The sequence below is a fragment of the Celeribacter halophilus genome, assembly GCF_900114135.1.
Taxonomy (GTDB): domain Bacteria; phylum Pseudomonadota; class Alphaproteobacteria; order Rhodobacterales; family Rhodobacteraceae; genus Celeribacter; species Celeribacter halophilus.
On record NZ_FORY01000011.1, the window covers coordinates 47,129 to 73,236 of the forward strand.

General features: G+C 59.2%; 26 protein-coding genes, 1 other RNA gene, 1 pseudogene and 2 riboswitches. Of the genes and pseudogenes, 20 read left to right on the forward strand and 8 right to left on the reverse strand.

Annotated features, from left to right (window positions below):
* Positions 1-24 precede the first annotated feature (24 nt).
* Entirely contained in the window at positions 25-729 is a 705-nt protein-coding gene (locus BM152_RS12265) for a metal-dependent hydrolase (protein WP_066604924.1), read from the reverse strand.
* Positions 730-1,012: 283 nt separating this feature from the next.
* Here BM152_RS12265 and gatC point away from each other — a divergent pair, with 283 nt between their 5' ends.
* The 6 genes and pseudogenes from gatC to BM152_RS12300 all read left to right on the forward strand — a co-directional run bounded on the left by gatC (position 1,013) and on the right by BM152_RS12300 (position 5,300).
* Positions 1,013-1,300 carry an Asp-tRNA(Asn)/Glu-tRNA(Gln) amidotransferase subunit GatC gene (gene gatC / locus BM152_RS12275; protein WP_066604916.1) on the forward strand — a complete coding sequence of 96 codons (288 nt, stop codon included), beginning with the start codon at positions 1,013-1,015 and terminating at the stop codon, positions 1,298-1,300.
* Entirely contained in the window at positions 1,300-2,787 is a 1,488-nt protein-coding gene (gene gatA / locus BM152_RS12280; protein ID WP_066604914.1) for an Asp-tRNA(Asn)/Glu-tRNA(Gln) amidotransferase subunit GatA, read from the forward strand. The genes gatC and gatA overlap by 1 nt, the downstream gene beginning before the upstream one ends.
* 39 nt (positions 2,788-2,826) lie before the next feature.
* Entirely contained in the window at positions 2,827-3,495 is a 669-nt protein-coding gene (locus BM152_RS12285; protein ID WP_066604911.1) for a hypothetical protein, read from the forward strand.
* A 7-nt stretch (positions 3,496-3,502) separates the two neighbouring features.
* A pseudogene (locus BM152_RS12290) lies at positions 3,503-3,970 on the forward strand (N-acetylmuramoyl-L-alanine amidase); the annotation flags it as partial.
* 60 nt (positions 3,971-4,030) lie between these two features.
* Positions 4,031-4,429: RNase P RNA component class A (rnpB, locus tag BM152_RS12295), an RNA gene on the forward strand.
* A gap of 160 nt (positions 4,430-4,589) precedes the next feature.
* Positions 4,590-5,300: a DUF533 domain-containing protein gene (locus tag BM152_RS12300; RefSeq protein WP_066604908.1), complete on the forward strand. Its 711-nt coding sequence runs from the start codon at positions 4,590-4,592 to the stop codon at positions 5,298-5,300.
* 74 nt (positions 5,301-5,374) lie between these two features.
* Here BM152_RS12300 and BM152_RS12305 read toward each other — a convergent pair whose 3' ends face one another.
* The gene (locus tag BM152_RS12305; RefSeq protein WP_082715397.1) at positions 5,375-6,283 is read right to left on the reverse strand and encodes a DMT family transporter; all 909 of its coding nucleotides are present in this window, start codon (positions 6,281-6,283) and stop codon (positions 5,375-5,377) included.
* A gap of 78 nt (positions 6,284-6,361) precedes the next feature.
* Positions 6,362-6,526, reverse strand: a riboswitch (FMN riboswitch).
* 229 nt (positions 6,527-6,755) lie between these two features.
* Here BM152_RS12305 and rpmG point away from each other — a divergent pair.
* Positions 6,756-6,923: a 50S ribosomal protein L33 gene (rpmG, locus tag BM152_RS12310; RefSeq protein ID WP_009572866.1), complete on the forward strand. Its 168-nt coding sequence runs from the start codon at positions 6,756-6,758 to the stop codon at positions 6,921-6,923.
* Between the two features lie 129 nt (positions 6,924-7,052).
* Positions 7,053-7,670, forward strand: a complete 618-nt coding sequence (locus tag BM152_RS12315) for a GNAT family N-acetyltransferase (RefSeq protein WP_066604906.1) — start codon at positions 7,053-7,055, stop codon at positions 7,668-7,670.
* A gap of 238 nt (positions 7,671-7,908) precedes the next feature.
* On the opposite strand, the gene BM152_RS12320 is transcribed toward BM152_RS12315, so the two are convergent.
* Entirely contained in the window at positions 7,909-8,679 is a 771-nt protein-coding gene (locus BM152_RS12320) for a Bax inhibitor-1/YccA family protein (RefSeq protein WP_066604904.1), read from the reverse strand.
* Between the two features lie 295 nt (positions 8,680-8,974).
* Positions 8,975-9,205: a DUF1127 domain-containing protein gene (locus tag BM152_RS12325; protein WP_066604898.1), complete on the reverse strand. Its 231-nt coding sequence runs from the start codon at positions 9,203-9,205 to the stop codon at positions 8,975-8,977.
* A 122-nt stretch (positions 9,206-9,327) separates the two neighbouring features.
* Here BM152_RS12325 and BM152_RS12330 point away from each other — a divergent pair, with 122 nt between their 5' ends.
* Entirely contained in the window at positions 9,328-10,206 is an 879-nt protein-coding gene (locus BM152_RS12330) for a LysR family transcriptional regulator (RefSeq protein ID WP_074914265.1), read from the forward strand.
* A 142-nt stretch (positions 10,207-10,348) separates the two neighbouring features.
* Positions 10,349-10,555, forward strand: a riboswitch (cobalamin riboswitch).
* A gap of 46 nt (positions 10,556-10,601) precedes the next feature.
* Positions 10,602-11,285, forward strand: coding sequence for an energy-coupling factor ABC transporter permease (locus BM152_RS12335; RefSeq protein WP_066604894.1), 684 nt, complete (start codon positions 10,602-10,604; stop codon positions 11,283-11,285).
* An 82-nt stretch (positions 11,286-11,367) separates the two neighbouring features.
* Here BM152_RS12335 and BM152_RS12340 read toward each other — a convergent pair whose 3' ends face one another.
* On the reverse strand, positions 11,368-12,327 hold the full coding sequence (locus tag BM152_RS12340; protein ID WP_066605068.1) for an NADPH:quinone oxidoreductase family protein: 960 nt from the start codon (positions 12,325-12,327) through the stop codon (positions 11,368-11,370).
* A gap of 447 nt (positions 12,328-12,774) precedes the next feature.
* Here BM152_RS12340 and BM152_RS12345 point away from each other — a divergent pair, with 447 nt between their 5' ends.
* The 4 genes from BM152_RS12345 (at position 12,775) to BM152_RS12360 (ending at position 16,238) form a co-directional block, all read left to right on the forward strand.
* Entirely contained in the window at positions 12,775-13,158 is a 384-nt protein-coding gene (locus BM152_RS12345; protein WP_066604887.1) for a helix-turn-helix domain-containing protein, read from the forward strand.
* A 330-nt stretch (positions 13,159-13,488) separates the two neighbouring features.
* Positions 13,489-14,319 carry an inositol monophosphatase family protein gene (locus BM152_RS12350; RefSeq protein WP_082715396.1) on the forward strand — a complete coding sequence of 277 codons (831 nt, stop codon included), beginning with the start codon at positions 13,489-13,491 and terminating at the stop codon, positions 14,317-14,319.
* A gap of 43 nt (positions 14,320-14,362) precedes the next feature.
* Positions 14,363-15,709, forward strand: a complete 1,347-nt coding sequence (locus BM152_RS12355; protein WP_066604885.1) for an 8-oxoguanine deaminase — start codon at positions 14,363-14,365, stop codon at positions 15,707-15,709.
* Between the two features lie 31 nt (positions 15,710-15,740).
* Entirely contained in the window at positions 15,741-16,238 is a 498-nt protein-coding gene (locus tag BM152_RS12360) for a CAP domain-containing protein (RefSeq protein WP_066604882.1), read from the forward strand.
* 18 nt (positions 16,239-16,256) lie between these two features.
* Here BM152_RS12360 and guaD read toward each other — a convergent pair whose 3' ends face one another.
* Positions 16,257-17,552, reverse strand: coding sequence for a guanine deaminase (gene guaD, locus BM152_RS12365; protein ID WP_066604880.1), 1,296 nt, complete (start codon positions 17,550-17,552; stop codon positions 16,257-16,259).
* 131 nt (positions 17,553-17,683) lie between these two features.
* Between guaD and mgtE the strand changes: the two genes are divergently transcribed.
* From mgtE to BM152_RS12390, 5 genes are all read left to right on the forward strand, one after another.
* On the forward strand, positions 17,684-19,072 hold the full coding sequence (gene mgtE / locus BM152_RS12370; protein ID WP_066605055.1) for a magnesium transporter: 1,389 nt from the start codon (positions 17,684-17,686) through the stop codon (positions 19,070-19,072).
* Positions 19,069-19,650: a 5-formyltetrahydrofolate cyclo-ligase gene (locus BM152_RS12375; RefSeq protein ID WP_066604877.1), complete on the forward strand. Its 582-nt coding sequence runs from the start codon at positions 19,069-19,071 to the stop codon at positions 19,648-19,650. The genes mgtE and BM152_RS12375 overlap by 4 nt, the downstream gene beginning before the upstream one ends.
* A 129-nt stretch (positions 19,651-19,779) precedes the next feature.
* Positions 19,780-20,592, forward strand: a complete 813-nt coding sequence (locus tag BM152_RS12380; protein WP_066604875.1) for a TIGR00282 family metallophosphoesterase — start codon at positions 19,780-19,782, stop codon at positions 20,590-20,592.
* A gap of 127 nt (positions 20,593-20,719) precedes the next feature.
* Positions 20,720-22,501 carry an SLC13 family permease gene (locus BM152_RS12385; protein ID WP_066604872.1) on the forward strand — a complete coding sequence of 594 codons (1,782 nt, stop codon included), beginning with the start codon at positions 20,720-20,722 and terminating at the stop codon, positions 22,499-22,501.
* 138 nt (positions 22,502-22,639) lie between these two features.
* Positions 22,640-23,380, forward strand: coding sequence for a YebC/PmpR family DNA-binding transcriptional regulator (locus tag BM152_RS12390; RefSeq protein ID WP_066604869.1), 741 nt, complete (start codon positions 22,640-22,642; stop codon positions 23,378-23,380).
* A gap of 47 nt (positions 23,381-23,427) precedes the next feature.
* On the opposite strand, the gene BM152_RS12395 is transcribed toward BM152_RS12390, so the two are convergent.
* Positions 23,428-24,312 carry a LysR family transcriptional regulator ArgP gene (locus BM152_RS12395; RefSeq protein WP_066604866.1) on the reverse strand — a complete coding sequence of 295 codons (885 nt, stop codon included), beginning with the start codon at positions 24,310-24,312 and terminating at the stop codon, positions 23,428-23,430.
* Between the two features lie 86 nt (positions 24,313-24,398).
* Between BM152_RS12395 and BM152_RS12400 the strand changes: the two genes are divergently transcribed.
* Positions 24,399-25,016, forward strand: a complete 618-nt coding sequence (locus BM152_RS12400; RefSeq protein WP_197418783.1) for a LysE/ArgO family amino acid transporter — start codon at positions 24,399-24,401, stop codon at positions 25,014-25,016.
* A 4-nt stretch (positions 25,017-25,020) separates the two neighbouring features.
* Here BM152_RS12400 and BM152_RS12405 read toward each other — a convergent pair whose 3' ends face one another.
* On the reverse strand, positions 25,021-26,019 hold the full coding sequence (locus tag BM152_RS12405; protein ID WP_269446560.1) for a DMT family transporter: 999 nt from the start codon (positions 26,017-26,019) through the stop codon (positions 25,021-25,023).
* Positions 26,020-26,108 lie beyond the last annotated feature (89 nt).

The following is a 26,108-nucleotide window of genomic DNA, read 5'->3' on the forward strand; positions in this document are numbered from 1 at the left end:
AGCGGGCTGCCCGCGCGGTCGGTCTTAAATCTCGATCGGCTTGAGCACTTCCGGCACTTTCACCACGCCCTCTTTGAGCGCATAGACCAGCTCGTCGCAGCTTTGTGCCAGAAGCGGGAAGGTGCCCCAGTGACAGGGAATCACTGTTTTGAAATCGAAGAATTTCTGACAGACGTAGGCGGTGCGTTTCATGTCCATCGTGTAATGCCCGCCAGCGCAGAGAATGCCGATGTCGGGCTGGTGCAGGTCCGCAAACCATTCCATGTCCGCCATGATGTCTGTGTCGCCGGAGACATAGATCGTGTGCCCTTCGCCGGAGATCATGAACCCCGCAGGCTGGCCTGCATAGAGCGGTGCTCCGTCTTTGTAATCAATCGAAGAGGAATGAACCGCGTTGACCATGGTGACGGACACGGTCTTCTCCCCGTCGCCCAGAGTGATCGTGCCGCCCTTGCCAAAGCCTGTGACTTGCGCGCCTTCCGCACCAAGGATCAGCGAGAGTTCGTGGATGCAGTAGATCATCGCATCTGTGTCACGCGCCACCGGAAGCGTGGAGGAGGCATGATCGCCATGGCCGTGGGTCAGGAAAATCGCACTCGCCCCTTCGGTTGCCTCTTTCTCGCGGCCTTCGGGAAAGGCGGGGTTGCCCTCCAGCCACGGGTCGATGAGCAAAACCTGATCGGAAATCTCGATGCGAAAGCCGGAATGGCCAAGCCAGGTGATTTTCATGAGACAACTCCCTCTGTTTCCGACCCAATATATCGCGCAGCATCGCGCTCGGGAAGGTGTCTGGGGCGTCAGGCGTCTTTCAATGGTCTTTGGGATGGTCGGTGATCGGGATTTGTGCATTGAGAGGACGCGGAAGGGCGCAGAGAAGGGGTGGATCGTGGCCCAAACCCGCCCAGACGTGTAAAACGGCGGCGATGATCCATGTTTATATCACGCATATGCTTGAAGGCCGGACGCAGGGGCGCTAAAGCCTCAACTGACCAAGAATACGGAGCATTGCCCCATGTCCATCGACATTGATACCGCCCGCCGGGTCGCCAAGCTCGCCCGCATCCGCGTCGAGGAAGACGCGCTTCCGGCTCTGGCTGACGAATTCAACGCCGTGCTCGGCTTTATCGAACAGCTTTCCGAAGTGGATGTTGACGGCGTCGAGCCGATGACCTCTGTGACGCCCCAGCGTCTCAAACGCCGCAAGGACGGTGTGACAGATGGCAATATGCAGGAGAAAATCCTGTCGAATGCGCCCGATGCGCGCGAGGGCTTTTTTGCTGTGCCGAAGGTGGTGGAATAATGTCTGATCTCAATAAACTGACCCTGTCTGCCGCCCGTGACGGGCTGCGTGCCAAAGAGTTTACCTCTGCCGAACTGACCGAAGCCTGTCTGGGCGAGATTGAAGCCGCAGGTGCCTTGAACGCTTTCGTGCACAACACGCCGGACATTGCGCGCACGCAGGCCAAGGCGGCCGATGCCAAGCTCGCCTCCGGTGACGCGCCGGCCATGTGTGGCCTGCCCATCGGGATCAAGGATCTGTTCGCCACCAAAGGCGTGCCGACACAGGCGGCCTCCGCGATTCTCGAAGGTTTCAAACCCGAGTATGAAAGCACCATCACGGCAAAGCTTTTTGACGCGGGTGCGGTGATGTTGGGCAAGCTCAACATGGATGAGTTTGCGATGGGGTCTTCGAACGAGACCTCGACCTATGGCAATGCGATCAACCCGTGGAAACGCACGGGGGATGCGACCGACATTACGCCCGGCGGGTCTTCGGGCGGGTCTTCTGCGGCTGTGGCGGCGGACCTGTGTCTGGCCGCAACCGGCACCGACACGGGCGGCTCCATCCGTCAGCCTGCGGCGTTCACCGGTATCGTCGGGATCAAGCCGACCTACGGGCGGTGTTCGCGCTGGGGTGTGGTGGCCTTTGCATCCTCGCTGGATCAGGCGGGTCCGATGACAAAATCCGTGCGCGACGCGGCGATCATGCTTGAGGCCATGTGTGGCCACGACATGAAGGATTCGACCTCCGCCGATCTTCCGGTGCCGAATTTCGAAGCCATGCTGACCGGCGACATCAAGGGCAAGAAAATCGGCATCCCGAAGGAATACCGTCTCGACGGCATTCCCGACGAGATTTCCAAACTCTGGGACGAGGGCGCGGCCATGCTGCGTGATGCGGGAGCCGAGATTGTCGATATCTCCCTGCCGCACACGAAATATGCGCTGCCGACCTATTATGTCATCGCACCTGCCGAAGCCTCGTCGAACCTCGCGCGCTATGATGGCGTGCGCTACGGTCATCGGGCCAAGCTGTCTGCGGGCGAAGGCATTGACGACATGTATGAAAAAACCCGCGCCGAAGGGTTCGGCAAAGAGGTGCAGCGCCGCGTGATGGTCGGCACCTATGTGCTCTCTGCGGGCTTCTACGACGCCTACTACAACAAGGCGCGCAAGGTGCGCACGTTGATCAAGAAGGATTTCGAGGATGTCTTCGCGCAGGGCGTGGATGCGATCCTGACGCCTGCCACTCCGTCTCCGGCCTTCGGTCTGGGCGAGGTGTCCGATTCCGATCCGATCCAGATGTATCTCAACGACGTCTTTACCGTTACCGTGAACCTAGCAGGGCTTCCGGGGATTTCCGTGCCTGCGGGCCTGTCCTCGAACGGTCTGCCGCTGGGGCTTCAACTGATCGGGAAACCGTGGGAAGAGGGCGATCTGCTGAATATTGCACATTCGCTTGAGGACGCGGCGGGCTTTGTTTCCAAGCCTGAGAAATGGTGGTAAGAAACGGGCCAACCTGTTCATTTCGGAGCGTTAGCCCCTATGCGTCTGACTGTTGCTATGATCTCTCTCGCGGCTCTGGCCGCCTGTGAAACTCCGGTCCCCGACAGCGGGGCCGGTGTGGGATTTGGCTCTTACGCCGAATATCAAGCGCAGCGTGAAGCCGAGTTGATCGCCATTGGCGAAGGTTCCGGCGTGGCGACGGGTCTTGATACGCAGACCATCACGCAAGAGGCCGCTGCCGCGATTGACGCGGCGGAGAGTTCCTCTGTGACCTCCACGACGAGCAAGCCTGCGGTGGTGACCAACGCGGCGGGAATTTCGGCGGAGAATGATTTTTCCGCCGTATCGTCTGAGCGCTCCATCGAAGAAGATGCCGCACTCGTGGAGGCCAACAAGCAAGCCTATGTGACGATCCAGCCGACCGCTGTGCCAGAGCGTCCTGCGGGCGATGCTGGCACGATTGTGGAGTTTGCGCTTTCGACCACGAACAATGTCGGTGAGGCGCTCTATTCGCGGCTCATCCCCGGTGCGGCGGCGCGGGCTGCGCGCAACTGTGCGAAATACCCCTCCGCCGATCTGGCGCAGGAAGATTTCCTGAAAAACGGCGGGCCGGAACGCAACGCCAAGGGGCTGGACCCCGATGGCGACGGTTTTGCCTGTAGCTGGGATCCTGCGCCTTTCCGTCTGGCCGCCCAAGCGCGCCGGTAATTCACAAATGACCTTGCAGATCACAGACCACCTCTCCCCGAATTTCGGAGAGCGGCGTGGCGGGGCGCGTCCCGAGCTTGTGGTGATCCATTACACCGCGATGCAGACCGCTCAGGCCGCACTCACCCGTCTTTGTGCGCCGGAGTTCGAAGTGTCGGCCCATTACCTGATTTGCGAAAAGGGTCGGATTTACCGTCTTGTGGACGAGGAACATCGCGCGTGGCATGCGGGCGCAGGGGCATGGGGGCAGATCACGGATGTGAACTCCCATTCTATCGGGATCGAGCTTGCCAATGATGGCCAAAGCCCCTTCGCGGCCGATCAGATGGACGCCTTGGAATATTTGCTTGCCGATATTCTGCGACGCCGGAACATCCCGCCCGAAGGGGTCATCGGACATTCCGACATGGCACCGGAGCGCAAGATTGATCCGGGTCCGCGTTTTGACTGGGCGCGGCTCGAATTGCGCGGGCTTGGGCGGGTGCGGCGCTTTCCCGTTGACCGTCAGGCTCCGAGCGCCTAAGTCGCATTTGACGCGGATGGCTGGATAATCGCCGCTTCGAGCAATCGGAGGGGAGGAAAGTCCGGACTCCCTTGAGCAACGGTGCCGGGTAACGCCCGGCGGGGGCAACCCCAGGGATAGCGCCACAGAGAACAGACTGCCCTCTCATACGGGGGTGATGGTGAAACGGTGGGGTAAGAGCCCACCGCGCGACTGGCAACAGGAGCGGCACGGCAAGCCCCACCGGGAGCAATGCCAAATAGGGGTTCTACGCGAGGACTGTGTGCGCAAGCATACCGCTCGCAAGGTCGCTCAAGCCTGAGAACCCGGGTTGGCAGCTTGAGCCGTCTGGTAACAGGCGGCCTAGAGGAATGGTTATCCAAGGCGGGTTTCCCGCCGGGACAGAATCCGGCTTACAGGCCATCCGCGTCATAGTTCTTTCAACTCCACCCGGATCAAACGCGCCCCAGTGCCTTGACGGATCATCTCACGGATATGCGCCGCCAAACGGTGGTGCGGCTTTTGCCCTGTTGGCAGGTGGCGGTTTTCGACGCAGTATAGGGCAAATGGGTTTGAAAAAGGGAGAACCGTGATGAGTTTCGTGAAAACATTGACGACTTTGGCGATTGGCTTTGCTGCGGCCAAAGGTGTCGAAAAGGTCAAGAAAATGGGCGGTGTAGACGGGATGCGCGAGGCGCTGCGCCAGTCCGGTGCGCCGGGTAGCATGGCTGACCAGATGGGACAGATGGCGGAAAAATTCGGCTTTCCCGGTGGTGCAGATGCCCTGCGCGACATGATGGGCAAGATGGGCACTCAGGCTGCCGATATGTCGGAGGCGACGGAAGCCGGGCTTGGTTCACTGTTTTCTGCCATGTCCGGTGCTGCGGCGACAGGGGCCAGTTCCATGTCGGATATGTTTGCCTCAGTGACAGCGGGCACGCCTGTTGGAGAAGTCGCGGAAGAAAATGCCAAGCTGATGATCCGCTCGATGATCATGGCCGCGAAAGCGGATGGCGAGATCGATGCGGAAGAGCGCACGAAAATCCTTGATCAACTGAAGGATGCCTCCGAGGAGGAAATGGCCTTTGTGCAGGCGGAACTGGACGCGCCGGTTGATCCGATGGCCTTGGCAAAGGATGCCGGCACCACAGCGGCGGCTCAGGTCTATGCGGCGGCATTGATGGCGATTGCCGTGGATACGGAGGCGGAGAAGGTCTTTCTCAACGGTCTGGCGCAATCCCTGATGCTGGACCCCGCGAAACAGGCGGAGATTCATCGGTCGATGGGCAAGCCGGTTTTGTGAGTGTATCGTTATAACGACATGGAGAGGGCGGCTCATAGGGCCGCCCTTTGCTTTTCTCGGCTTATTGTGGACCCTTATGCGGGTTGCGCTGTGCGGCTTTCCTGACGCAAGAGATAAAAAGACGCGCCGAGGATCATCAGCGATCCGATCCACATGGAACCGGGTGGCACAAAGCCAAAGGCCAGCACGCCGAAGCCTACGTTCAGTGGCAGCTTGAGGTGGTCGAAGGGCTGCAAATAGGCCGCGTCCGCGATGGCATAGGCCTTGGCGATGGCATATTGCGCCAGCGCGGTCAGAAGCCCCGCCGCGATCAGGATCAGCGCCGTCACCCCGCCACCGGGCGCGACACCGCCTTCGAGTGCGAGGCCGAAGTTCACAGGGGTGAGCAGGAGCAGCAGATAGACCGTGAGGCTCTCCGGGCTCTCTGTGCGCGTCATGCGCTTCGTCAGGAGCGAGGTGAGCGCCCAGAAGGCGGCCGCGCCGACAGGGTAGAGCACATAGAGCGAGAAACTCTCCGACCACGGCGCTAAGATGATCATGCCTCCGGCAAAGCCCGTGGTGACGGCCAGCCATCTTTCAAGCGTTGCCGCCTCGTCAAGAAACAGGTTGGCGCCGAGGGTGACGAAGAAGGGCGAGAGCATGATAAGCGCGATGGCCTGCCAGATCGGCACATGGGCCAGCCCCGCAACCCAAAGCTGCACCCCGATCACGGCGGCGGCCACGCGGATGAGGTGGAGCATCAGGCTATTGGTTTTCATGGCACGCAGCCCTTCGCGGATCACCCAAGGCAGGGAAAACAGCAAGGCAATGAAATATTGCCAGAACGCCATGCGTGCCGAGGGCACGGCCAGCATCATCGTGGCATATTGGGTCATAAGGTTGATCAGCGCGAACAAGGTGCCGGCGATCACCATCAACAACGCACCGGAACGCGCGGGGCCCATGGTCGCAATCAGACCGGTCAGGCGGGTGGGAAGAGTCATGTATCAAGTCCTTTCATTTCTTGCACATAACTCAAGGCATGAGGGACTGAGGCGCGGGCCACTGGCCTTGGCGCTTGATCCTTCTCTCTTTCATCCGGACTGTGACCGTCGGCTCCGGAGTTGCACCGGATCTGCTGTCCCTGCATCCCTCGCAAGAGAGGCACAGGCGCTCGCGGGCTTACGAAAGGTGTTGGCCTTTTGCTTACCGCCGGTGGGGAATTTCACCCCGCCCTGAGAGGTTACACGGCCCAAATGGCCGCCCGACCAATCTAGGCGGCGGCGCGTCCTCGTGCAAGCGGGCAGGGGTGCAGAGCCATTGTGCGCAGAGGAAAGATCATTCTCTTGGCGGATTTTTCCGCTTACCCCATTGACTCGGGCGGTGGAGGGCTTAAAAGGCGGGCTTCAAGGATTCCACGGGCTGGCTTACGATTTCTGCGGCCCCCGTTGCACGCGATTATTGGAGTAATGAAAAATGGCGAAGCCGACGACGATCAAAATCCGTCTCAACTCGACCGCGGACACGGGGCACTTCTATGTGACCAAGAAAAATGCCCGCACAATGACCGAAAAGATGGTCGTAAAGAAATACGACCCGGTTGCGCGTAAGCACGTCGAGTATAAAGAAGGCAAAATCAAGTAAGCCCTTCGGACATACCAGATTTGATAGCCGCGCAGCCCGAGAGGGAAGCGCGGTTTTTCTTTGCCAGCTTCTCCTCTCCAGCCAGCGGATCACGATTTCCCGAACCCGCCAACACAAAGGAGAGACAAGATGTTGGAATGTTATGATCATGATTTCAGGGAGCCGGAGCGGCCTGACAGCTCCTGCCCGTTACCCTCCAGCCTGAGTGAAGCTCTGGCGATGAGCGCGCAGGAGATTCGCAAGAGCGTGCCGTTCACCGTACGCGCCGCGATGCCGGCGGATACGGCGGAGATCGACACGCTTTTCCGTGCCTCCTACGGCCTGCTCCTCAAACAGGATTATCCGGCGGAGATTTTGGACGCGGCCTTGCCCGCGCTCTTGCAGACTGCCCCGCGTTTGCTGAACTGCGGCACGTTTTTCGTGGCGGAGACTGGCGGCGGCGAGATTCTCGGGGCGGGGGGCTGGACACAGGCCTCGCCCTTTGGTGGCGTTGGGCCGCGCGAGATCGGTCATATGCGGCGCGTTGCCGTGCATCCCGATTATGTGCGGCGCGGCATTGGCTCGGCCTTGATCGACCATATCCTCGACAATGCGCGGCTGACGGGTGTGAAGCGGATGTGTAGCCTGTCTACGCTCACTGCACAGGCCTTCTACGCAGCACACGGGTTCACGGCATCAGGCGATGTCGATCTGGCGCTGAGGCCCGGTGTGTATCTGCCTGCGGTGCAGATGGCGCTGGACCTGTAAAGGCTCAGAGGAGCGCAAGAACGGCACCGGCCGAGATCAGGCCGATGCCGACCCAGATTAGTCCGCTCATGCTTTTGCTTGCATTATTCGACGGATCATCAGCGATCGCTTCGCCTGTCGCGCTGATCGTGGAAGGTCGGCTTCGGATCACTCGGAATTGTCAGCAGTCCGTCATGGTTGTGCCCAAAAGAAAAGGGCCGGTAAAACCGGCCCTTCATATACTGGATCAATGCCTGCCTTAGTCGCGATTGCCAAGGAATTGCAGCAGGAACATGAAGAGGTTGATGAAATCGAGGTAGAGGTTCAATGCCCCCATGATCGCCGATTTCGCCAGCCATTCACCGTCCATCGCATGGGCGTGGCTGATGTAGTCGGTTTTGATCTTTTGCGTGTCATAGGCGGTGAGCCCAGCAAAGATCAGCACGCCGATGGCAGAGATCGCGAACTCAAGACCGGAGGACTTGAGGAAGATGTTGACGATCGACGCCAGAACCAGACCGATCACACCCATGATGAGGAAAGAGCCCCATCCGGAGATGTCTTTCTTCGTAGTGTAGCCCCACAGGGACAGGCCTGCGAATGCCGCAGAGGTCACGAGGAAAGTCTGTGCAACGGACGCGCCGGTGAACACGAGGAAGATGGAGCTAAGCGACAGGCCCATCATTGCGGCATAGGCGTAGAAATAGGTCTGGGTGGCCGCAGCGGAGAGACGCGACACGATGGCACCGAAGCCGAAGACCATCGCCAGCGGCGCGAACATGATCACCCACTTGAGCGGGGAGACATAAAGCGCATAGCCAAAGCTTGTCAGATATTCATTGGCGCTGATCTGGTATTCGGTCGGTGTCGGGCTCACAGCCAGATTGGACAGCGCCCAAGCGGCCAGAGCCGTCACCAGCAGACCTACGGACATTGTGCCGTAGACCTTGTTCATATGGGCGCGAAGGCCGGCGTCGATCTCAGCCGAGCGTGCGCCGACACCAGCATTGATCGTTCTGTAGTCAGCCATTGAATCTTGTCTCCTGTGCGTAAAACTCACTCTTCCCCACGAAATGCAGGGTCTCGCTTCCGATATTGGCAGAGGCAACCCGAATTTCAAGGCGTCAGCCCCCAGAAAACACTCTGTTTTCATCAAAGAGAGGCGATCTTTTGAGGGAGCGGTGCGGCGATTGGCCCATAGGCGCGTCAGATTGCACAGATTGGCAGCAAACCGGCAGTCAAAAAGTAACCGCGACACCTTTGGGCATCGCGGTTCGGGGGGCACTAGTCTTGACCCAATCGGAGGGAACCCCGATCAGAAGGGCTTAACGCATCCAGTTCCGCGGGGCGTCCCACATCGGGCGAGCGGCCTCAGAGAGCGCTTCTTTGCGGGTCAGTCCGAGGTCCGCGAGACGGGCGTCATCCAGACGGGCAAGGGCACGGCGCTGGCGGGAGACGGCCATAGCCATCCGCAGGCGTGCCACGAGGGAACGAGAAGGCTGTGCGCCGGTGGTCCGGGGCAAGCCGTGAAGCGGTGCAAAAATCGAGGAGGACATCGGCGTTCCTTTCTATATCGTTGTGTGAGTCGCTTTAGTAATCATTTTTCTTGATCCTTATTGCGCGAGATGGGTAATAAGTGAAATGAATGATTGTTCGAAAAAACATCAAGGATGGTGATGTGGCTAGAAATCTTGACCTGACGGCCCTGCGCTCTTTCGTCACTGTCGCTGATACAGGCGGTGTGACCCGTGCCGCAGGCGCGCTGAACCTGACACAGTCCGCGGTGTCGATGCAGTTGAAGCGTCTGGAAGAGAGTCTGGACACCAAGCTCCTTGACCGGAGCGCCCGAAAGATCGCGCTCACTGCCGCAGGGGAACAACTTTTGTCCTATGCGCGGCGGATGCTGGAGTTGAATGACGAGGTCTACAATCGCCTGACCGCCACGGAATACGAGGGCGAGATCGTGCTCGGCGTGCCTCATGACATTGTCTACCCGTCGATTCCTCTGGTGCTGCAACATTTCCACGCCGACTATCCGCGTATGCGGGTGAACCTTGTGTCCTCCTTCACGACGCAGCTCAAGGAGCAATTCGCGCGCGGTGAGTGTGATATGATCCTGACCACCGAGGATGATCTGGATCCGGCAGGGGAAACATTGATCGAACTGCCGCTGGTCTGGATCGGCGCGCCCAACGGGGTGGCGTGGCGTCAGCGTCCGCTGCGGCTGGCTTTCGAGCATCGCTGCATCTTCCGCAAAGGTGTGCAACAGGCGCTTGATCGGGTCGGTATCCCGTGGGAGGTCTCCGTTGAAAGCGACCAGACCCGCACCATCGAGGCCTCGGTCTCGGCCGACCTGGCGGTGCATGTGATGCTGGAAGACACGGCGCCACCTTACTCGGAGCCGATCCAGCACGGCGGTGCCCTTCCCGAACTCGCGAGCAAGAGGATCAATCTCTATTGCTCAGATATGGTTAAGGGCGAAGCTGCCGAGCGCCTGCGCGATCTTCTGCGTCAATCCTACCGCAGCCATAAAGGCTCCCGCATGGCGGCCCAGTAGGGCTGCAAAACGGCTGCGATGACCTGATCTCCGGCCAGATTTCAGACCGGAGTGCCGCCAGCCTCCGGCGGTGAGCCTCACGTGGCCTCTGTCGGGCAGGCGCGTGTGGTGCTGAATATCTGTTTACTTTCCATGCAAACTTGCCGATCATTCCGGCGATGGTTCTCTGCCGCCCCGCGCGTCAGAGATGAAATGGGAACACGGTCCGGCTTTTCCGAAAGCTTATTCCGTGGCTGCCCCCGCAACTGTAGGTGGTTGCCGTTTTCGAGATACCACTGGCCTCGGGCTGGGAAGGTGAAAACGGGTAAATGCCACGAGCCAGGATACCTGCCATCATCACCGGTGAAAGCCACTATAGCTAACGGCGCACGGCGGGTGCGCAAAGGAGTGCAAATATGCATATTGAACACGGCGTCGTGGATGGCGCAAAAATCGTCCTGAGCTACGCAACAGCGGTCGGGGGCTTCGGTCTCGCGGGCAAAATGGCCCTTGATACGGTGCGGGGCGACGGTGGCGTGGCGGCTCTTGCCTTGCGCAGCGCGATTGCCACGGCGCTTGTCTTTTGTTTCTTCGAGGTTCTGCCGCATTATCCGGTTGGCGTCTCCGAGGTTCATTTTATCCTCGGCTCGACGCTTTATCTTTTGTTCGGGGGCGGGGCTGCGTCGATCGGACTGGCCTTGGGGCTTCTTGTGCAGGGGCTGTTTTTCGCGCCCTTCGATCTGCCGCAATACGGTATGAATGTCACAACGCTTCTGGTTCCGCTCTGGGGCATCGGTCAGCTGGCGAAGCGGATTATTCCGGCGAAAACCGCTTATGTCGATCTGAAATACACGCAGGCGCTTGCGCTTTCGACCGCTTATCAGGGCGGTGTTGTGGCGTGGGTCGCGTTTTGGGCGTTCTACGGGCAAGGGTTCGGTGCCGAGAATCTGAACTCCGTGTTCACTTTCGGGGCCGCCTATATGTTGGTGGTTCTGCTTGAGCCGATTGCGGATCTGTTGGTTTTGGGCGCGGCCAAGGCGCTCAAGGCGTCTTCTGGCACGCCGTTGCTTTATAATCGGCTGTTTGAGGCGACTGTTTAACTGGATAGCCCGGCTCGTAATAGAGCCGGGCTTTTTCGCGTCTTCTATGTTGGCTTTGCGACGAATGCCATGCGCAGGTCGGTCAGGGTTCCAATATCACCTTCCCAGTGGCCTTGCGCGTCCGCAAAAGATCCAGCCCCTCTTCGAACTGCTCTAGGGGCAGACGATGCGAGATATGCGGTTTGATTTTCCCCTCGGCGGCCCAGTCAAACAGTGTCGCCAGAGATGCGCGCAGCGGGGCAGGGTTGAACTTGAGGTAGGCCCCCCAATAAAATCCGATCGCGGTGATGTTTTTCACCAGCATATGGTTGGGTTTCAGGTTTGGCAGGTTGCCTCCCGCAAAGCCGATCAGAAGGATGCGCCCGTCTGGGTTGGTGGCGCGAAAGCAGGCTTCGAACAAAGGCTCGCCCACGGCATCGTAGACCACATCCGCCCCACCGAGAGACTTGATCCGCTCACGGATGTCGGGGGCACTGGCGTCGATCAGGTGGTCTGCGCCAGCTTTTTGGGCGATGGCGAGTTTCTCGTCGCCCCGCGCAATCGCGATGACTTCTGCCCCCATGAGCTTGCCGATTTCTACTGCCGTGAGGCCGACACCGCCCGCAGCGCCCGTCACCACAAGTCGTTCGCCCGCTTGCAGCCGTGCCTTATAGGAGAGTGCCAGATGTGATGTGCCGTAAGCGATTTGTAGCGCGGCGGCCTCGGCATATCCCAATCCGTCCGGGATCGGGATGCAGCGGCTGGTGGGGAAGTTCCCACCACTGGCCAGTCCACCTTGGCCCGCAAAAACAGCAACCCTCTGGCCTCTGCTTAGTCCAGTGACATTCGGCCCCAATGCGGTGATCTGGCCTGCCAGTTCCAGCCCCAATGTAAAGGGAGGCTTCGGCGTGTCCTGATATTTGCCCGTGCACATGAGCGTGTCCGCGAAATTGAGCGCGCCCGCGTGGATGGCGACAGCAACCTCGCCCTCTTCGGGGGAGGGCAGAGAGAGGTCTTCAAGCGTGGCAGGGCTGTCAAAGGCATGAACACGGCAGGCGCGAATTTTTCGGGCGAGTGTATGTGGGGCGTTCGAAGGAGATGTGTGTGTCATGCCGGAAATTGTGGCGGCTTGTCTTCGTTCTGTCTATGTGGAAACGTATCTTTCCAGAAGCAAAGCGTGCAGAATCGTCGATCATTTGTTGCGGTTCGGAGCGAATGTTTAAGTGCGTTGAGGGGCAAATAGTCCTTGAGGTTGAGTTCTGAATTTTTGCAAAATGCAACAAATGATCAAAAAACGCGCTTACAGTTAGCGCTAACCATGGAGGAGGGTGAAGTTTTTTGGCATAATTTTGCCAAAATTTTAACGAATTGTTGATTGAATACATGGATTTATAAAATCTAGCTTAATCCCTGCCAAAAAAGACAGGTTGAGGGATAATGCCTAAATAGGAACTGTGCTATGCACGCATAGGTTATTGTGCAGTAAGATTACGAAGGAGCGGCCATTATTATGAAGCATCCAGTGGATGTCCACGTCGGTAAGCGTATCCGTCACCGGCGGTGGATGGTTGGCATGACGCAGCAGCAACTTGCAGAAAAAGTCGGGATCAAGTTTCAGCAAATCCAGAAATACGAAACCGGCATGAACCGGGTTTCCGCGTCCCGTCTTTGGGACATCGCTGAATCGCTCTCCGTGCCTGTTGCGTTTTTCTTCGAAGGGATGGAGCCGTCTGTCTCCGATCACATGGTTACGCAATCCGAAGGCGGCAATGTGCCCGCAGATATTCTGGCGGATAAAGAGGCTCTGGAACTTGTGCGGTCCTATTATGCGATCCCCGAGAACCAGCGCCGCCGTCTGTTTGAACTGGCCCGCGTATTGTCCGACGCAGCTTGACCTCTCGCGTCACCGGTAAGGTGGCGAGATTGCGTATGGATAGATATGAAATATGTGTGACCCCTGTGCCCATGGCGCAGGGGTTTCTTTATGGGCGCTGCGGGAAAATACAGCGGGGATAGGGGGCTATCCTTGACCTCGTCTGGGGAAGGGGCTACCGCGAAAGAGAAGCCTTTGCGTGTTTCGCGAAACATATGCCTCGCAGGTTTTCGCGCGATGCCATGCAACCTATTGACGACGTGAGTTTTTCGCAATCAATCTGTGTCTCAAGGCCCTCGCGCACCTACCGCGCACCTTTCTGGCCTCGAGACGCTCAACAGGAGCCCGCCCATGAATCCCGCTATGAATTCAGAATCCGCAAACGGCCTCTCCGATCAGGACCGTGCCTCGATCATCGCCACGGCTGAGGCCGCAGCGCAGGCTGCGCGGGAGATCACTCTGCGCTATTTTCGCGGCCTTGCGCTCGACACAGAATCCAAACGGGATGCGGATTTCGATCCGGTGACGGTCGCGGATCGCGGCTCTGAACAGGCGATGCGGCAGGTGATTTCGGAAATGCGCCCGCAGGATGCGATCCAAGGCGAGGAATTTCCTCCGAAATCCGGCACATCCGGTCTGACATGGGTTCTGGACCCGATTGACGGCACGCGCGGGTTTATCTCCGGCACGCCGACATGGGGGGTGCTGATTGCCCTGCGTGACGAGACTTCGGCGCTCTACGGTATCATTGACCAGCCCTATATCGGGGAGCGTTTCACCGGAGGTCTGGGCACAGCACAATTGAGCGGCCCACATGGCGAGAGGGCGCTTGCGGTGCGTAGCGGCGTGGCACTTGAAGATGCGGTGATCTTTTCGACCTTCCCTGAGGTTGGCTCCGATGTCGAGGGCAAGGCGTTTCACGATCTTGCCGCACGGTGCAAGCTCACCCGCTACGGCATGGATTGCTACGCCTATGCGCTTTTGGCAGCAGGGCAGATTGATCTGGTGGTTGAAGCGGGGTTGCAGGGCTATGACGTTCTCGCCCCCATCGCCGTGATCGAAGCGGCTGGCGGGATCGTCACGGATTGGCAAGGCGGTCCGGTGCTCGACGGCGGTCGTGTGCTCGCGGCAGCCAGCAAAGAGTTGCATCAGGCGGCATTGGCGATACTCTCGCAGTATTGAACCTGCCGGGGTGTTCCGGTCGGATGAGCCTGAGGACGCCCCCATGCACCGTTGTTTCCTGATCCGAAATGCCGATGTGATCCTGACGATGGATGACGACCGTCAGGAAATCAAAAGCGGCGACATACTGGTTCGTAACGGGGTGATCACAGCGGTTGGGCAGGGGCTGTATGATGACGATGCGCAGATCGTTGATGCGCAAGGCTGTCTTGTGACGCCGAGCCTCGTTAATACGCATCATCACCTCTATCAGACACTCACCCGCGCCGTGCCGGGTGCGCAGGATGCGCTGTTGTTCGGTTGGCTCAAGACACTGTATCCGATCTGGGCCGGTTTCGGGCCGGAGCATATGCGCATCTCGGCGCTAGTGGGCTTGGCTGAACTGGCCCTGTCGGGCTGTTCGACCACTTCGGACCATCTCTATCTCTACCCGAATGGTGCGCGGCTCGACGACACAATCGAGGCGGCGCAGGCCATCGGGATGCGGCTTCACGCGACGCGCGGATCCATGTCCATCGGAGAAAGCGCGGGAGGCTTGCCGCCCGACAGTCTTGTGGAGCGCGAGGAGGATATTCTCAACGATTGCATCCGTGTGATTGACGCTTTCCACGATTCGAACCCCGGCGCGATGATCCGCGTGGGCGTTGCGCCATGTTCGCCGTTTTCCGTCTCCCGCGAGTTGATGCGCGACTCAGCGATCCTTGCCCGCGACAAGGGCGTGATGATGCACACCCATCTGGCGGAGAATGACGAGGATATTGCCTATAGTCTCGAAAAATTCGGGATGCGGCCCGGTCAGTATGCCGAAGAACTTGGCTGGACTGGTCCAGATGTCTGGCACGCTCATTGCGTGAAGCTCGACGTGGATGAGGTGGCGCTGTTCGCCAGAACCGGCACGGGTGTGGCCCATTGCCCCTGTTCCAATTGCCGACTCGGTTCGGGCATCGCGCCAGTGCGGGGAATGCGCGATGCGGGCGTCCATGTGGGGCTCGGCGTGGATGGCTCTGCCTCTAATGACACCGGAAATCTGGTCGTTGAGGCGCGCACGGCGCTGCTGTTGCAGCGTGTCTCCTTGGGGGCTGATAAAATGAGCCCGCGCGAAATGTTGGAAATCGCGACGCGCGGCGGCGCTGAGGTGCTGGGGCGCGATGACATCGGTCGTCTGGAGGCTGGAAAACGTGCGGATATTGCGCTTTGGGACATGTCGGATATTGAGGCCGCCGGGAGCTGGGATCCGGCGGCGCTTTTGCTGGCCGGCCCGACGCGCGTCAGGGATTTGTTCATTGAAGGACGTCATGTGGTGGCCGACAGTCGGGTGACGACCATAGATATGGGAATGACGATCGAAACGCAGACACGCCTTGCCAAAGCCTTGATTGAGAAGGTCTGAGCACATGGGAAATATTGGAGGCAGAATGCGGATGCGAAATCTTGTGAGTGTGGCGGCGCTCTTGGCCCTTGGGGCATGCGCACCGGAAACCGGCGTCGGGTTTGGCGAGTTGAGCCCCGTGACCACGGCTGCGACAGCCGCCCCCACAGCGATGGAGGAAGAGGCGCAAATCATCGCGTTGATCAATGCAGAACGTGCAAAGCAGGGCCTTATGGCGTTGAGCTACAATGGCAAACTTGCGACTGCGGCACAGCGCCATGCGGATGATATGGCGGCGAAAGGGTATTTCTCGCACACAAGCAAGTCGGGCGCGACGGTCGGGGATCGCGTGCGTGCGGCGGGGTATCCCTATTGTTTCGTCTCCGAAAATCTCTCGGGCGGCTATCCGGTGGCGCAGCAAGCGGTGCAAGGCTGGATGGCCTCTTCAGGGCATCGCAAGAATATCCTCTCCACAAAGGTCAGTGACATCGGTGTGGGCGTTGCGTCCGGCGGTTTGCGTGTCGCTGTCTTTGCCAGCCCTTGCCGGTAAGGCGTTGATGGGCGGCCCTCAAGATCCGGCGCGCTCTCCCATCACATAAGAGGTGATCACCGCCCGATCGTCGCCCATCATGATGGTCGGGAAAATCTCTTCCCAGACTGTCTCCGCCGTGATTGCGCGCTGGGCGATGGCGGGGGTCGAGGCCAGATCAATTACGGCGAAGTCCGCCTCCATTCCCGCTGCAATGCTGCCGATCCTGTCTTCCATCCGCAAGGCCTCTGCCGAGCCACGAGTGGCCAGCCACAAAAGCTGTGCGGGATGCAGTGCTGTGTGACGCAACTGGCCGATCTCGTAGGCGGCGGCCATCGTGCGCAGCATCGAGAAACTCGACCCGCCGCCGGTGTCCGTGGCCAGTCCCACGCGCAGGGCATCGGCTTTGCGCGGCCCCATGTCGAACAACCCCGACCCGATGAATGTGTTGGAGGTCGGGCAATGGATGAGCGAACAGTCATTGGCCTGTAGATGCGCGATCTCGCGCGGCTCCAGATGGATCGCATGGCCGAATAGTGCCCCTTCGCGCACAAGGCCGAAACGTTCGTAAGTGTCGAGATAGTCCCGTGCGTCAGGGTAGAGCCCTTTGACCCACTCGATCTCGTCGGTCTGCTCCGAGAGATGCGTTTGCATAAGACAGGTTGGATACTCGCTCCAAAGCTGTCCCAAAGCGTCGAGCTGTTCCGGTGTGGAGGTCGGTGAAAAGCGCGGCGTGATCGCATAGGTGGCGCGCCCCGTGCCATGCCAGCGCTCGATCAGAGCCTTGCTCTCGTCATAGGCGGCTTTGGCCGTGTCGCGCAAAAAGTCGGGTGTGGTCTCTGGGCGGTCCATACAGGTCTTGCCTGCAACAATACGCATGTTCCGCTGTGCGGCGGCCTCGAACAGCGCCTCCACAGAACCGGGGTGGATGGTGCAAAAGGAAGTGACTGTGGTGGTGCCATTGGCCAGCAAAAGGTCGAGATAGCGCCCTGCAATCTCGTCGGCATAGGCGCGGTTCGCGAATTTGGCCTCTTCTGGGAAGGTATAGGTGTTGAGCCAGTCGATCAGCCGCTTGCCCCAACTCGCGATCATTGCGGTCTGGGGATAATGGGCATGAGCGTCGATAAAACCGGGCAGAATCAGCGCAGACCCGTGATCAATGAGCGTCGCCTCGGGATGTTTGGCGCGCAGTGTGTCACGCGGGCCGACAGAGACAACCTTGCCGTCGCGCACAAGAATCGCGGCCTGCGGGAGGACTTGCACGGCTTCCTCGGCGGGAATGTCGAAAGGATCTCCCTGATAGGTTACGACCTGTCCTGCAATCAGCTTGTCCATTTGAATCCTTTTGGTAAACGCTTGGGCGCAATGTCAGTTTAGGCGCGGTTTCGGAGGAGGTAAATCAATCTTGCCCCTGTTTCTCGCGGAGAAGCTGACATATGGTTTCGGGAAACACGAACGGGCAAAATATGGTCGAAGACGATACGCATATCGAGGACGGTGCCGATCACGATGACGGCTATGCGTTGAGTGCAAAAGCGCTCAGCGCCATTCTTTATGCGGTCGACACCGGAGATCGGGACAAGCTCATCGAGCTGATGGAACCGCTGCATGCGGCAGACATCGCCGATTTGCTCGAACAGGTGAATGCCTTTGACCGGCGGCGGCTGATTCTTCTGTATGGCGAAGAGTTCGACGGCGAGATTCTCTCGGAGCTGGACGAAGGCATCCGCGAAGAGGTCATCCATGTGATCCGGCCCGATGTTCTGGCCGATGCTGTGCGCGACATGGAATCCGACGATGTGGTCGATCTGGTCGAGGACCTTGAAGACGACGCGCAGGAGGCGATTCTTGCCTCTCTGGAAGATGCGGATCGTGTCGCGGTCGAGAAATCGCTGTCCTATCCGGAGTTCTCTGCCGGTCGTTTGATGCAGCGCGAAGTGGTGATGGGGCCGGAACACTGGACGGTGGGACAGGCGATTGACTACATGCGCAAATCCGAAACCTTGCCGGATGATTTCTACCACATGGTGTTGATCGACCCGAAAATGCGGGCTGTGGGCCATGTGACCTTGGGCAAAATCCTCGGTGCGCCGCGCAAGCAACCGCTTGTCGAACTTCTGGAACCGGGGTTTCGCACCTTTCGCGTGGACGAGAGCGAGGCGGATGTCGCCTATGCGTTTAACCAGTATCACATGATCTCCGCGCCTGTGGTGGATGAAAACGACCGTGTCGTCGGGGTGATCACCATTGATGACGCGATGAACGTGTTGGACGAGGAACACGAAGAGGACATCATGCGCCTTGCCGGTGTGGGCGAAGGCTCTCTGGCCGACCGTGTGTCGGATACGGTCCGGCAGCGGTTCCCGTGGTTGGCGGTGAACCTTGTGACTGCCATTCTCGCCTCTCTGGTGATCGCGCAATTCGAAGACACGATTGCGCAATTTGTGGCTCTGGCCGTGTTGATGCCCATCGTGGCCTCGATGGGCGGCAATGCAGGCACTCAGGCGCTGACCGTGGCCGTGCGCGCCATTGCCACACGCGATTTGACGGGGGCGAACGTCTGGCGGGTGATCCGGCGGGAGATTTTGGTGGGGCTGGCCAACGGGCTGGTCTTTGCCGTGATCATGGGCGCTGTTGGCGTGCTCTGGTTCAGTTCCCCGGCGCTGGGCGTGGTGATCGGGGCCTCTATGGTGATCAATCTGGTGATCGCGGGACTAGCGGGCATCGGCATCCCTGTGGTGCTGGACCGGCTGGGCGTCGATCCGGCTCTGGCCTCCGGCGCCTTTGTCACGACCGTGACCGATGTTGTCGGCTTTTTTGCCTTTCTGGCCCTTGCGGGCGTGGTGCTCCTGTGAACGGGGCGGTCCTGTCCAAAACGGCGCTGCGGGCACAGGCCAAGGTCGCACGCGAAGAAGCCCATGCGCAAAGTCTGGCGCAAGGCGGGGCGGCGGCCCGTCAGGCGGTGCAGCTTTTGCTGGGGTTCTTGCAGCCCCATGTGGGGCAGGTGATCGCGGGCTATATGCCTTTGGGCAGCGAGCTTGATCCCCGTCCGGCCATGACAGAGTTGAGCATGCACGGTCCGGTTGCGGTGCCGGTGGTCGAGGCCAAGGCGCAGCCGCTGCGGTTCGATCTGTGGTCCCCTGAGGCGGAGATGAAACCCGGTGCCTTCGGAGCCGCCATTCCGAAAATCTCCCAACCTGTCGTGCCGGAGGTGGTGATCGTGCCCATGCTGGCTTTCAACCGTGTGGGGCACCGGCTTGGTTATGGTGGCGGGTTTTATGACCGCACATTGGCCAAGCTGCGCGCTGGCGGGCCGGTGTTTGCCGTAGGCTTGGCCTATGCGGGGCAGGAAGCGCATGATGAGCTGCCGGTGGAGCCGACCGATGCGCCGCTGGATGCTATTGTTACCGAACGCGAAGTGCTGACCTTCTGAACAGAACATCGCGTTTTGCGGCTCTGGCCATCGGTTCAGGCGGCAATCCTCCGGATTTTCGAGTATTTGGGGCACAAAGGAAACAGGCCGACTTGCGTGCGGGCGTGAGCGGCCCTATGGCTATGCCCCATGAAAATTCTGTTTCTCGGAGATATTGTCGGTAGCGCCGGGCGCAAGGCCGTCATGGAGCGCATACCGAAGTTGCGCAAGGACTGGGGCCTCGATTTTGTCGTGGTCAATGGTGAAAATGCGACCAATGGCATGGGGCTTTCGGCCGATCATGCCAAGGCGCTGCTGGAGGCGGAGGTCGATTGTCTGACGCTGGGGGATCATTCCTTTGACCAGCGGGACATGATGCAGTTCTGTGAGCGCGACATCCGGATCATCCGCCCGATCAACTTTGCCAAGACCGCACCGGGCCGTGGTGTGCGGATCTTCGAAGACGCACGCGGGCGGCGTATTCTTGTGGCGCAGGTTCTGGGGCAGGTGTTTATGAAACGCGCCTTTGATGACCCGTTCTCGGCGTTGGATCAGGTCTTTATGACCCACAAGCTCGGCGGGGCCATTCAGGCGGCCTTGATCGACGTGCATTGCGAGGCCACTTCGGAGAAAATGGCGATGGGTCATTTCTGTGATGGCAAGGCCTCCGTCGTCGTCGGCACTCATACCCATGTCTGCACGGGGGATGCGCAAATCCTGCCGGGAGGTACGGCCTATCTCACGGATGCGGGGATGTGCGGCGATTACAATTCGGTCATTGGCATGAATAAGGCCGAACCCTTGCGCCGCTTTGTGACAGGGATGGCCAGTGGCCGGTTTGAACCCGCGAAAGGCGAGGTGACGCTTTCGGGGGTTTATGTCGAGACCGATGACAAGACCGGTCTGGCGGCGCGGGTGAAACAGATCCGTGTGGGCGGGCGGCTTGAGCAAAGCACGCCCTGACAGCCGACTTTGACTATATTTTGAACAGTTGCACAGAAGCCTTTGGGACTCAGGGCATTTTGCGGCTTGTTCTCCCTATGGCTGACAGTTCATATTGCCTGTGACCGAAACTACAACGTGAGGCACGATGGAACTTTTTCAGTTCAGCCCGATGACCGAGGCGGTGATCGCTCTGGTGGTCGTTGGGTTTATGTTCGTGCTTTTTATGCGGGAGGTTTTCCCGACCGAAGTCGTCGCCATCACCGGTGCTGCCTTGATGATGGTTCTGGGCATTCTGCCCTATGATGCCGCACTTTCCGTTCTGTCTAATCCGGCCCCATGGACCATTGCAGCCATGTTCATTGTCATGGGCGCGATGGTGCGCACTGGCGGGCTTGAGTGGTTCACGCGACAAGCGGGAAGCTATGCCGAGACACATCCTTCGGTCGCCATCGGGATGCTGCTTTTGGTGGTGGTGGTGCTTTCGGCCTTCGTGGCGAATACGCCGGTGGTTGTGGTGATGATCCCCGTGTTCATACAGCTTTCGGGAAAACTTGGAGTATCGCCTTCCAAGCTGCTGATTCCCCTGAGCTATTCGGCCATCATGGGGGGCACGATCACGCTTTTGGGCACCTCCACAAACCTCTTGGTTGACGGGGTGGCCCGTGCGCAGGGGCTGGAACCGTTCTCGATTTTCGAGGTCTCCCTTCTGGGCCTTGCGGTGACGGCTTGGGGCATGATTTATCTGCTGATCTTCGGGCGTCATCTCCTGCCGGAGCGTGACAGTCTGGCGGCGATGCTCTCTTCAGGGCGCTCGAAAATGAAGTTTTTCACCGAAGCCGTGATCCCGCCGGAAAGCAACCTGATCGGGCGCGAAGTCACGGGGGTGCAGCTTTTCAAACGGGACGGTGTGCGGCTTATCGACGTGATCCGCGGCGATAAATCCTACCGGCACGAGCTTGAAGGGCTGACGCTGGAGGTGGGGGACCGGATTGTTCTGCGTTCGAAAATCACCGAACTTCTCAGTTTGCAGCGGGATAAATCCCTCAAGCGGGTCGATCAGGTGTCGACGGTCGAGACCACGACGATGGAGGTTCTGATCACGCCGGGCTGCAAGATGGTCGGGCGCTCGCTCGCCTCCATGCGTCTGCGCCGTCGTTACGGGGTCTATGTTCTGGCCGTCCATCGCCGCAACCAGAACCTCGGTCACAAGATGCAGGATCTCGTGGTGCGTGTGGGTGATACGCTTTTGCTGGAAGGGGCGCCCGCAGATATTCAGCGCCTCGCAGCCGATATGGATATGGGCGATGTGTCCAAGCCCACCGAGCGCGCCTATCATCGCTCCCATGCGCCGATTGCGCTGGTCGCGATGTTCTCCATCGTGGTGCTGGCAGCCTTGGGGGTTGCGCCCATCCTGATGCTTTCGGTGATCTCTGTGGCAGTTGTCCTCGTCACGCGCTGTATCGACGCGGAGGAAGCCTTTTCCTTTGTGGAAGGGCGGTTGCTGGCGCTGATTTTTGCCATGTTGGCTGTGGGGGCGGCCCTGGATGCCTCCGGGGCGGTCGAGCTGATCGTGACGGCGGTTGCACCTGTGTTGGATGGTTTGCCGGTGTTTTTCGTGGTCTGGGCGATTTTTCTGATGACCTCGATCCTGACCGAGCTTGTCTCGAACAATGCGGTGGCGGTGGTGATCACACCGATTGCCATTGGACTGGCCGAGACGATGGGGTTGGACCCGCGCGGGTTGGTCGTGGCCGTGATGATTGCGGCATCTGCGTCTTTCGCGACTCCTATCGGCTATCAGACCAACACGATGGTTTATGGTCCCGGCGGCTATAAATTCACCGATTATATGAAAATCGGTATTCCGTTGAACCTGTCCATCGGGCTGTTGTCCGCGGCGCTGATCCCGATTTTGTGGCCGATGTGAGGGCGTTTGAGGTCGAAATGAGTATTTGGACCATCAGAAAGACGCTTGCAAAGATGCGTGGCAGCCTTGCAGGTCAGGGGCACGCTGCTTTATAGAGACCCGACAGCACAGATTATCGTATTTTCGGAGGCGCCACACATGGCAGGCCATTCTAAATGGGCAAATATCCAGCACCGCAAAGGGCGTCAGGACGCCGTGCGCTCGAAGCTCTTTTCGAAACTCGCCAAGGAGATCACCGTGGCGGCGAAAATGGGCGACCCGGATCCTGAGAAAAACCCGCGTCTGCGTTTGGCCGTGAAAACGGCAAAGACGCAATCCGTGCCCAAGGACGTGATTGATCGCGCGATCAAGAAGGCACTTGGCGGGGATGCGGAGAATTATGACGAAATCCGCTACGAAGGCTACGGTCCTGAAGGGATCGCCTTTATCGTGGAAACCATGACCGACAATGTGAACCGGACGGCGTCCAACGTGCGTTCGCTTTTCACGAAGGCGGGCGGCAATCTGGGGACTTCCGGCTCCGTGTCGTTCATGTTCGATCGCGTGGGCGAGATTACTTATGATGCCTCTGTTGGCGATGCGGATACGGTGATGATGGCCGCGATTGAGGCCGGTGCCGAGGATGTCGAAAGCGACGAAGAGGGGCACTGGATCTATTGCGCCGATACCGATCTGGCGGCTGTGTCCGATGCTCTTGAGGCGGAATTGGGTGAGTCCAAGGAAAGCAAGCTGATCTGGAAGCCGCAGAACCGCACCGAGGTTGATCTTGAGACCGCGCAAAAGCTGATGCGTCTGGTTGAGGCTCTGGAAGATGACGATGATGTGCAAAGCGTCACCGCCAATTTTGATGTTCCAGAAGATGTGGCGGCCCAGCTTTAAGTCTTCCGTAGTGTGATTTTGAGAAACCCGCCTTTTGGGCGGGTTTTTTATTGGATAAGGTAGGCTTTGGCTGCCTCTTTCACGGCTTCGGTCACATCTGCGAGATGTGCGGCGCTGAGGCGTGAGACATGCCAGTATAGCGGGATGTCCAGAGGATCGGGGGAGAGGGGGACAAGCCGTCCGGCGCTCAGGTGGGGTTCTAGTAGCCTGTGCGGATTGAGCCCCCAGCCCAGCCCGGCCAAAGCGGCGTCGACGAAACCATGTGTCGAAGGGATACGATGGGTCGGCAGGGGCACGCGTTGTTCCGTGCGGGCGGTGATCCAGATGTCCGGCAATCGGTCCTTTTCATCATAAATCATCGAGGGCGCGCAGGAGAGGGCATCTGGGGTCAACCCATCAGGGAAATGCCGCGCGACGAAGGCAGGGGTGGCGACCGCGAGATAGCGGAGCTTGCCGAGCGGGTGCAGGTCACAGCCTGAAACCGGCGTGTCACGCGAGGAGACCGCCGCCATTACTTTTCCGCGTTTCAGCCAGTTGGCGGAATGGTCCTGATCGTCGATCTGAAGCTGGAACAACAGGCCCTCAATCGGGGCCATGGCGGCACAGAACCATGTGGCGAGACTGTCGGCATTCACCGCCAGAGGGACATGTATGGGGGCGGCCTTGTCACTCTGACCAAGGTCTTGCGCGAGCTGACGTTCCATCAGGCCGATCTCTTCCATATGGCGTGCGAGTCGCCGACCGGTTTCGGTGCCAGTGCAAGGTGTGCCGCGCAGCACCAAGACCGTGCCGAGACGATCTTCAAGTCCTTTGATCCGCTGCGATACGGCGGAAGGCGTGACCGAGAGCCGGTTTGCGGCGGCTTCGAACGAGCCAGCGTGCAGCACGGCGGCAAGGGCAGTGAGGGCCGGATAGTCTGAAGAGTTAAGCATATCTAATCTAGTCATAGAAAGATTAATTTGTCTAATCATCTTGTTGGCGATAGCTCGGGGGCAACGCAAAGGAGAGACGTATGACCATGCCCCCCGACATGACGCAGGCCGCACTCACCGGATTTTTCACCGGTCTGAGCCTGATTGTTGCCATCGGCGCACAGAACGCCTTTGTGCTGCGGCAAGGGATCAGGCGTGCGCATGTCCTACCTGTGGTGCTGATTTGCGCGGTATCGGATGCGGTGCTGATCGCGACGGGCGTCTTTGCCTCTGCGCGTGTGTCTGCAGCCTTCCCGCCGATCCTGCCGTTGATGCGCTGGGGCGGGGCGGCGTTTCTTTTGGTCTATGGAGCGAAGGCGGCGCTTTCGGCGTGGCGCGGTGGCGGGCATCTGGAGGCGGCGCAAGGGCAGGAGCAGCGATTGCTTCCTGTGATGGGGCTGACGCTGGCGCTGACATGGCTCAACCCGCATGTTTACCTTGATACAGTGGTCCTGTTGGGCGCAGTGTCTGCCCGTTTTCCCGAGGCACAAACCGAGTTTGCTCTGGGAGCCATGTGTGCTTCCACGATCTTCTTTTTCTCACTGGGCTTCGGGGCACGGTTTCTGGGGCCGCTCTTTGCCCGTGAACTGTCCTGGCGGGTGCTCGACGCAGGGATCGCAGTGGTGATGTGGTCCATCGCGCTAAGCCTCTTGGGAGCATTTTGACGCTTCAGGCGGGTTTCTTGCGGGTTTCGCGCCATGTGATGAACGAGATCGCACCGATGATCATCGCGCCGCCCAGCATGACGAAGGGATCAATGGCCTCCCCGAAAAGCAGGTAGCCGAAGGTCACCGACCAGATCAACTGAACGAAGACCACAGGTTGCACCACGGATTGCGGAGCGCAGGCAAAGGCGCGGGTCATGGAATAATGGCCCAGTGTCGCAAAGGCGGCGGTGAGAAAGAGCAGAAGCAGTTCATGGAGTGTCGGTGTCTCCCAGTGCAAAAGCGCGAAGGGCGCGATCACTATGGGCACGCTCACGGACATGAGGAACACGACAACGGAGGCCGGAAGCTCTTTCACCAGCCGGTTGGCGATGAGATAGGACCCGGCGAAAGCCATCGCCGAGAGCACCATGGCGAGATGGCCGGGGTCAATCTCCCGAAATCCGGGGCGCAAGATCACCAGCCCGCCGAAAAAGGCCACGACCAGCGCGGAAATGCGGGGTAGGGCGATTTTCTCTCCAAACAGGATCACCGCGCCGATGGTGATGTAGATCGGGTTCATGAAGTTGAGCGATGTCACCTCGCCCATCGGAATACGGGTCATGGCGAAGAACCAGCAGGTCATGGCCACGGAATGGAAAACGGCACGCCCGAAGGTCAGTTTCCAGATGCGCGGGGTGAAGCGGACCTGACGCAGGGCTCCGAGAGCAGGGATGAGGAACACCAGCCCGAGCGCGAATCGCAGGAAAGCGCTTTGCAGGACGGGAAGACCGGTGCCGACATATTTAACCAGCACGTTGACCATGACGAAACAGAGCGTCATGAACAGCATCCAAAGGATGCCTTTCACCGGATTTATCAGGGGTTTGTCCTGAGGTTTTGAGGGCTGTGGTGTGCGCATGGCGGGAGACTGTCCGTTCTTTTGAGGATTGGCAATGCGTGCAAAGCGCATGCCGCTACCCGCAATTTTGCACTTGGCCGACAGGGGCAATTTTTCTGGCATGGTTTTGCCTAAAAACTGATCATATTTGATCCTCGTCAAAGCGGGTGCAAGGGGTCTCCGTCCAGACTAAGTGACGAAAAAAAGACGCA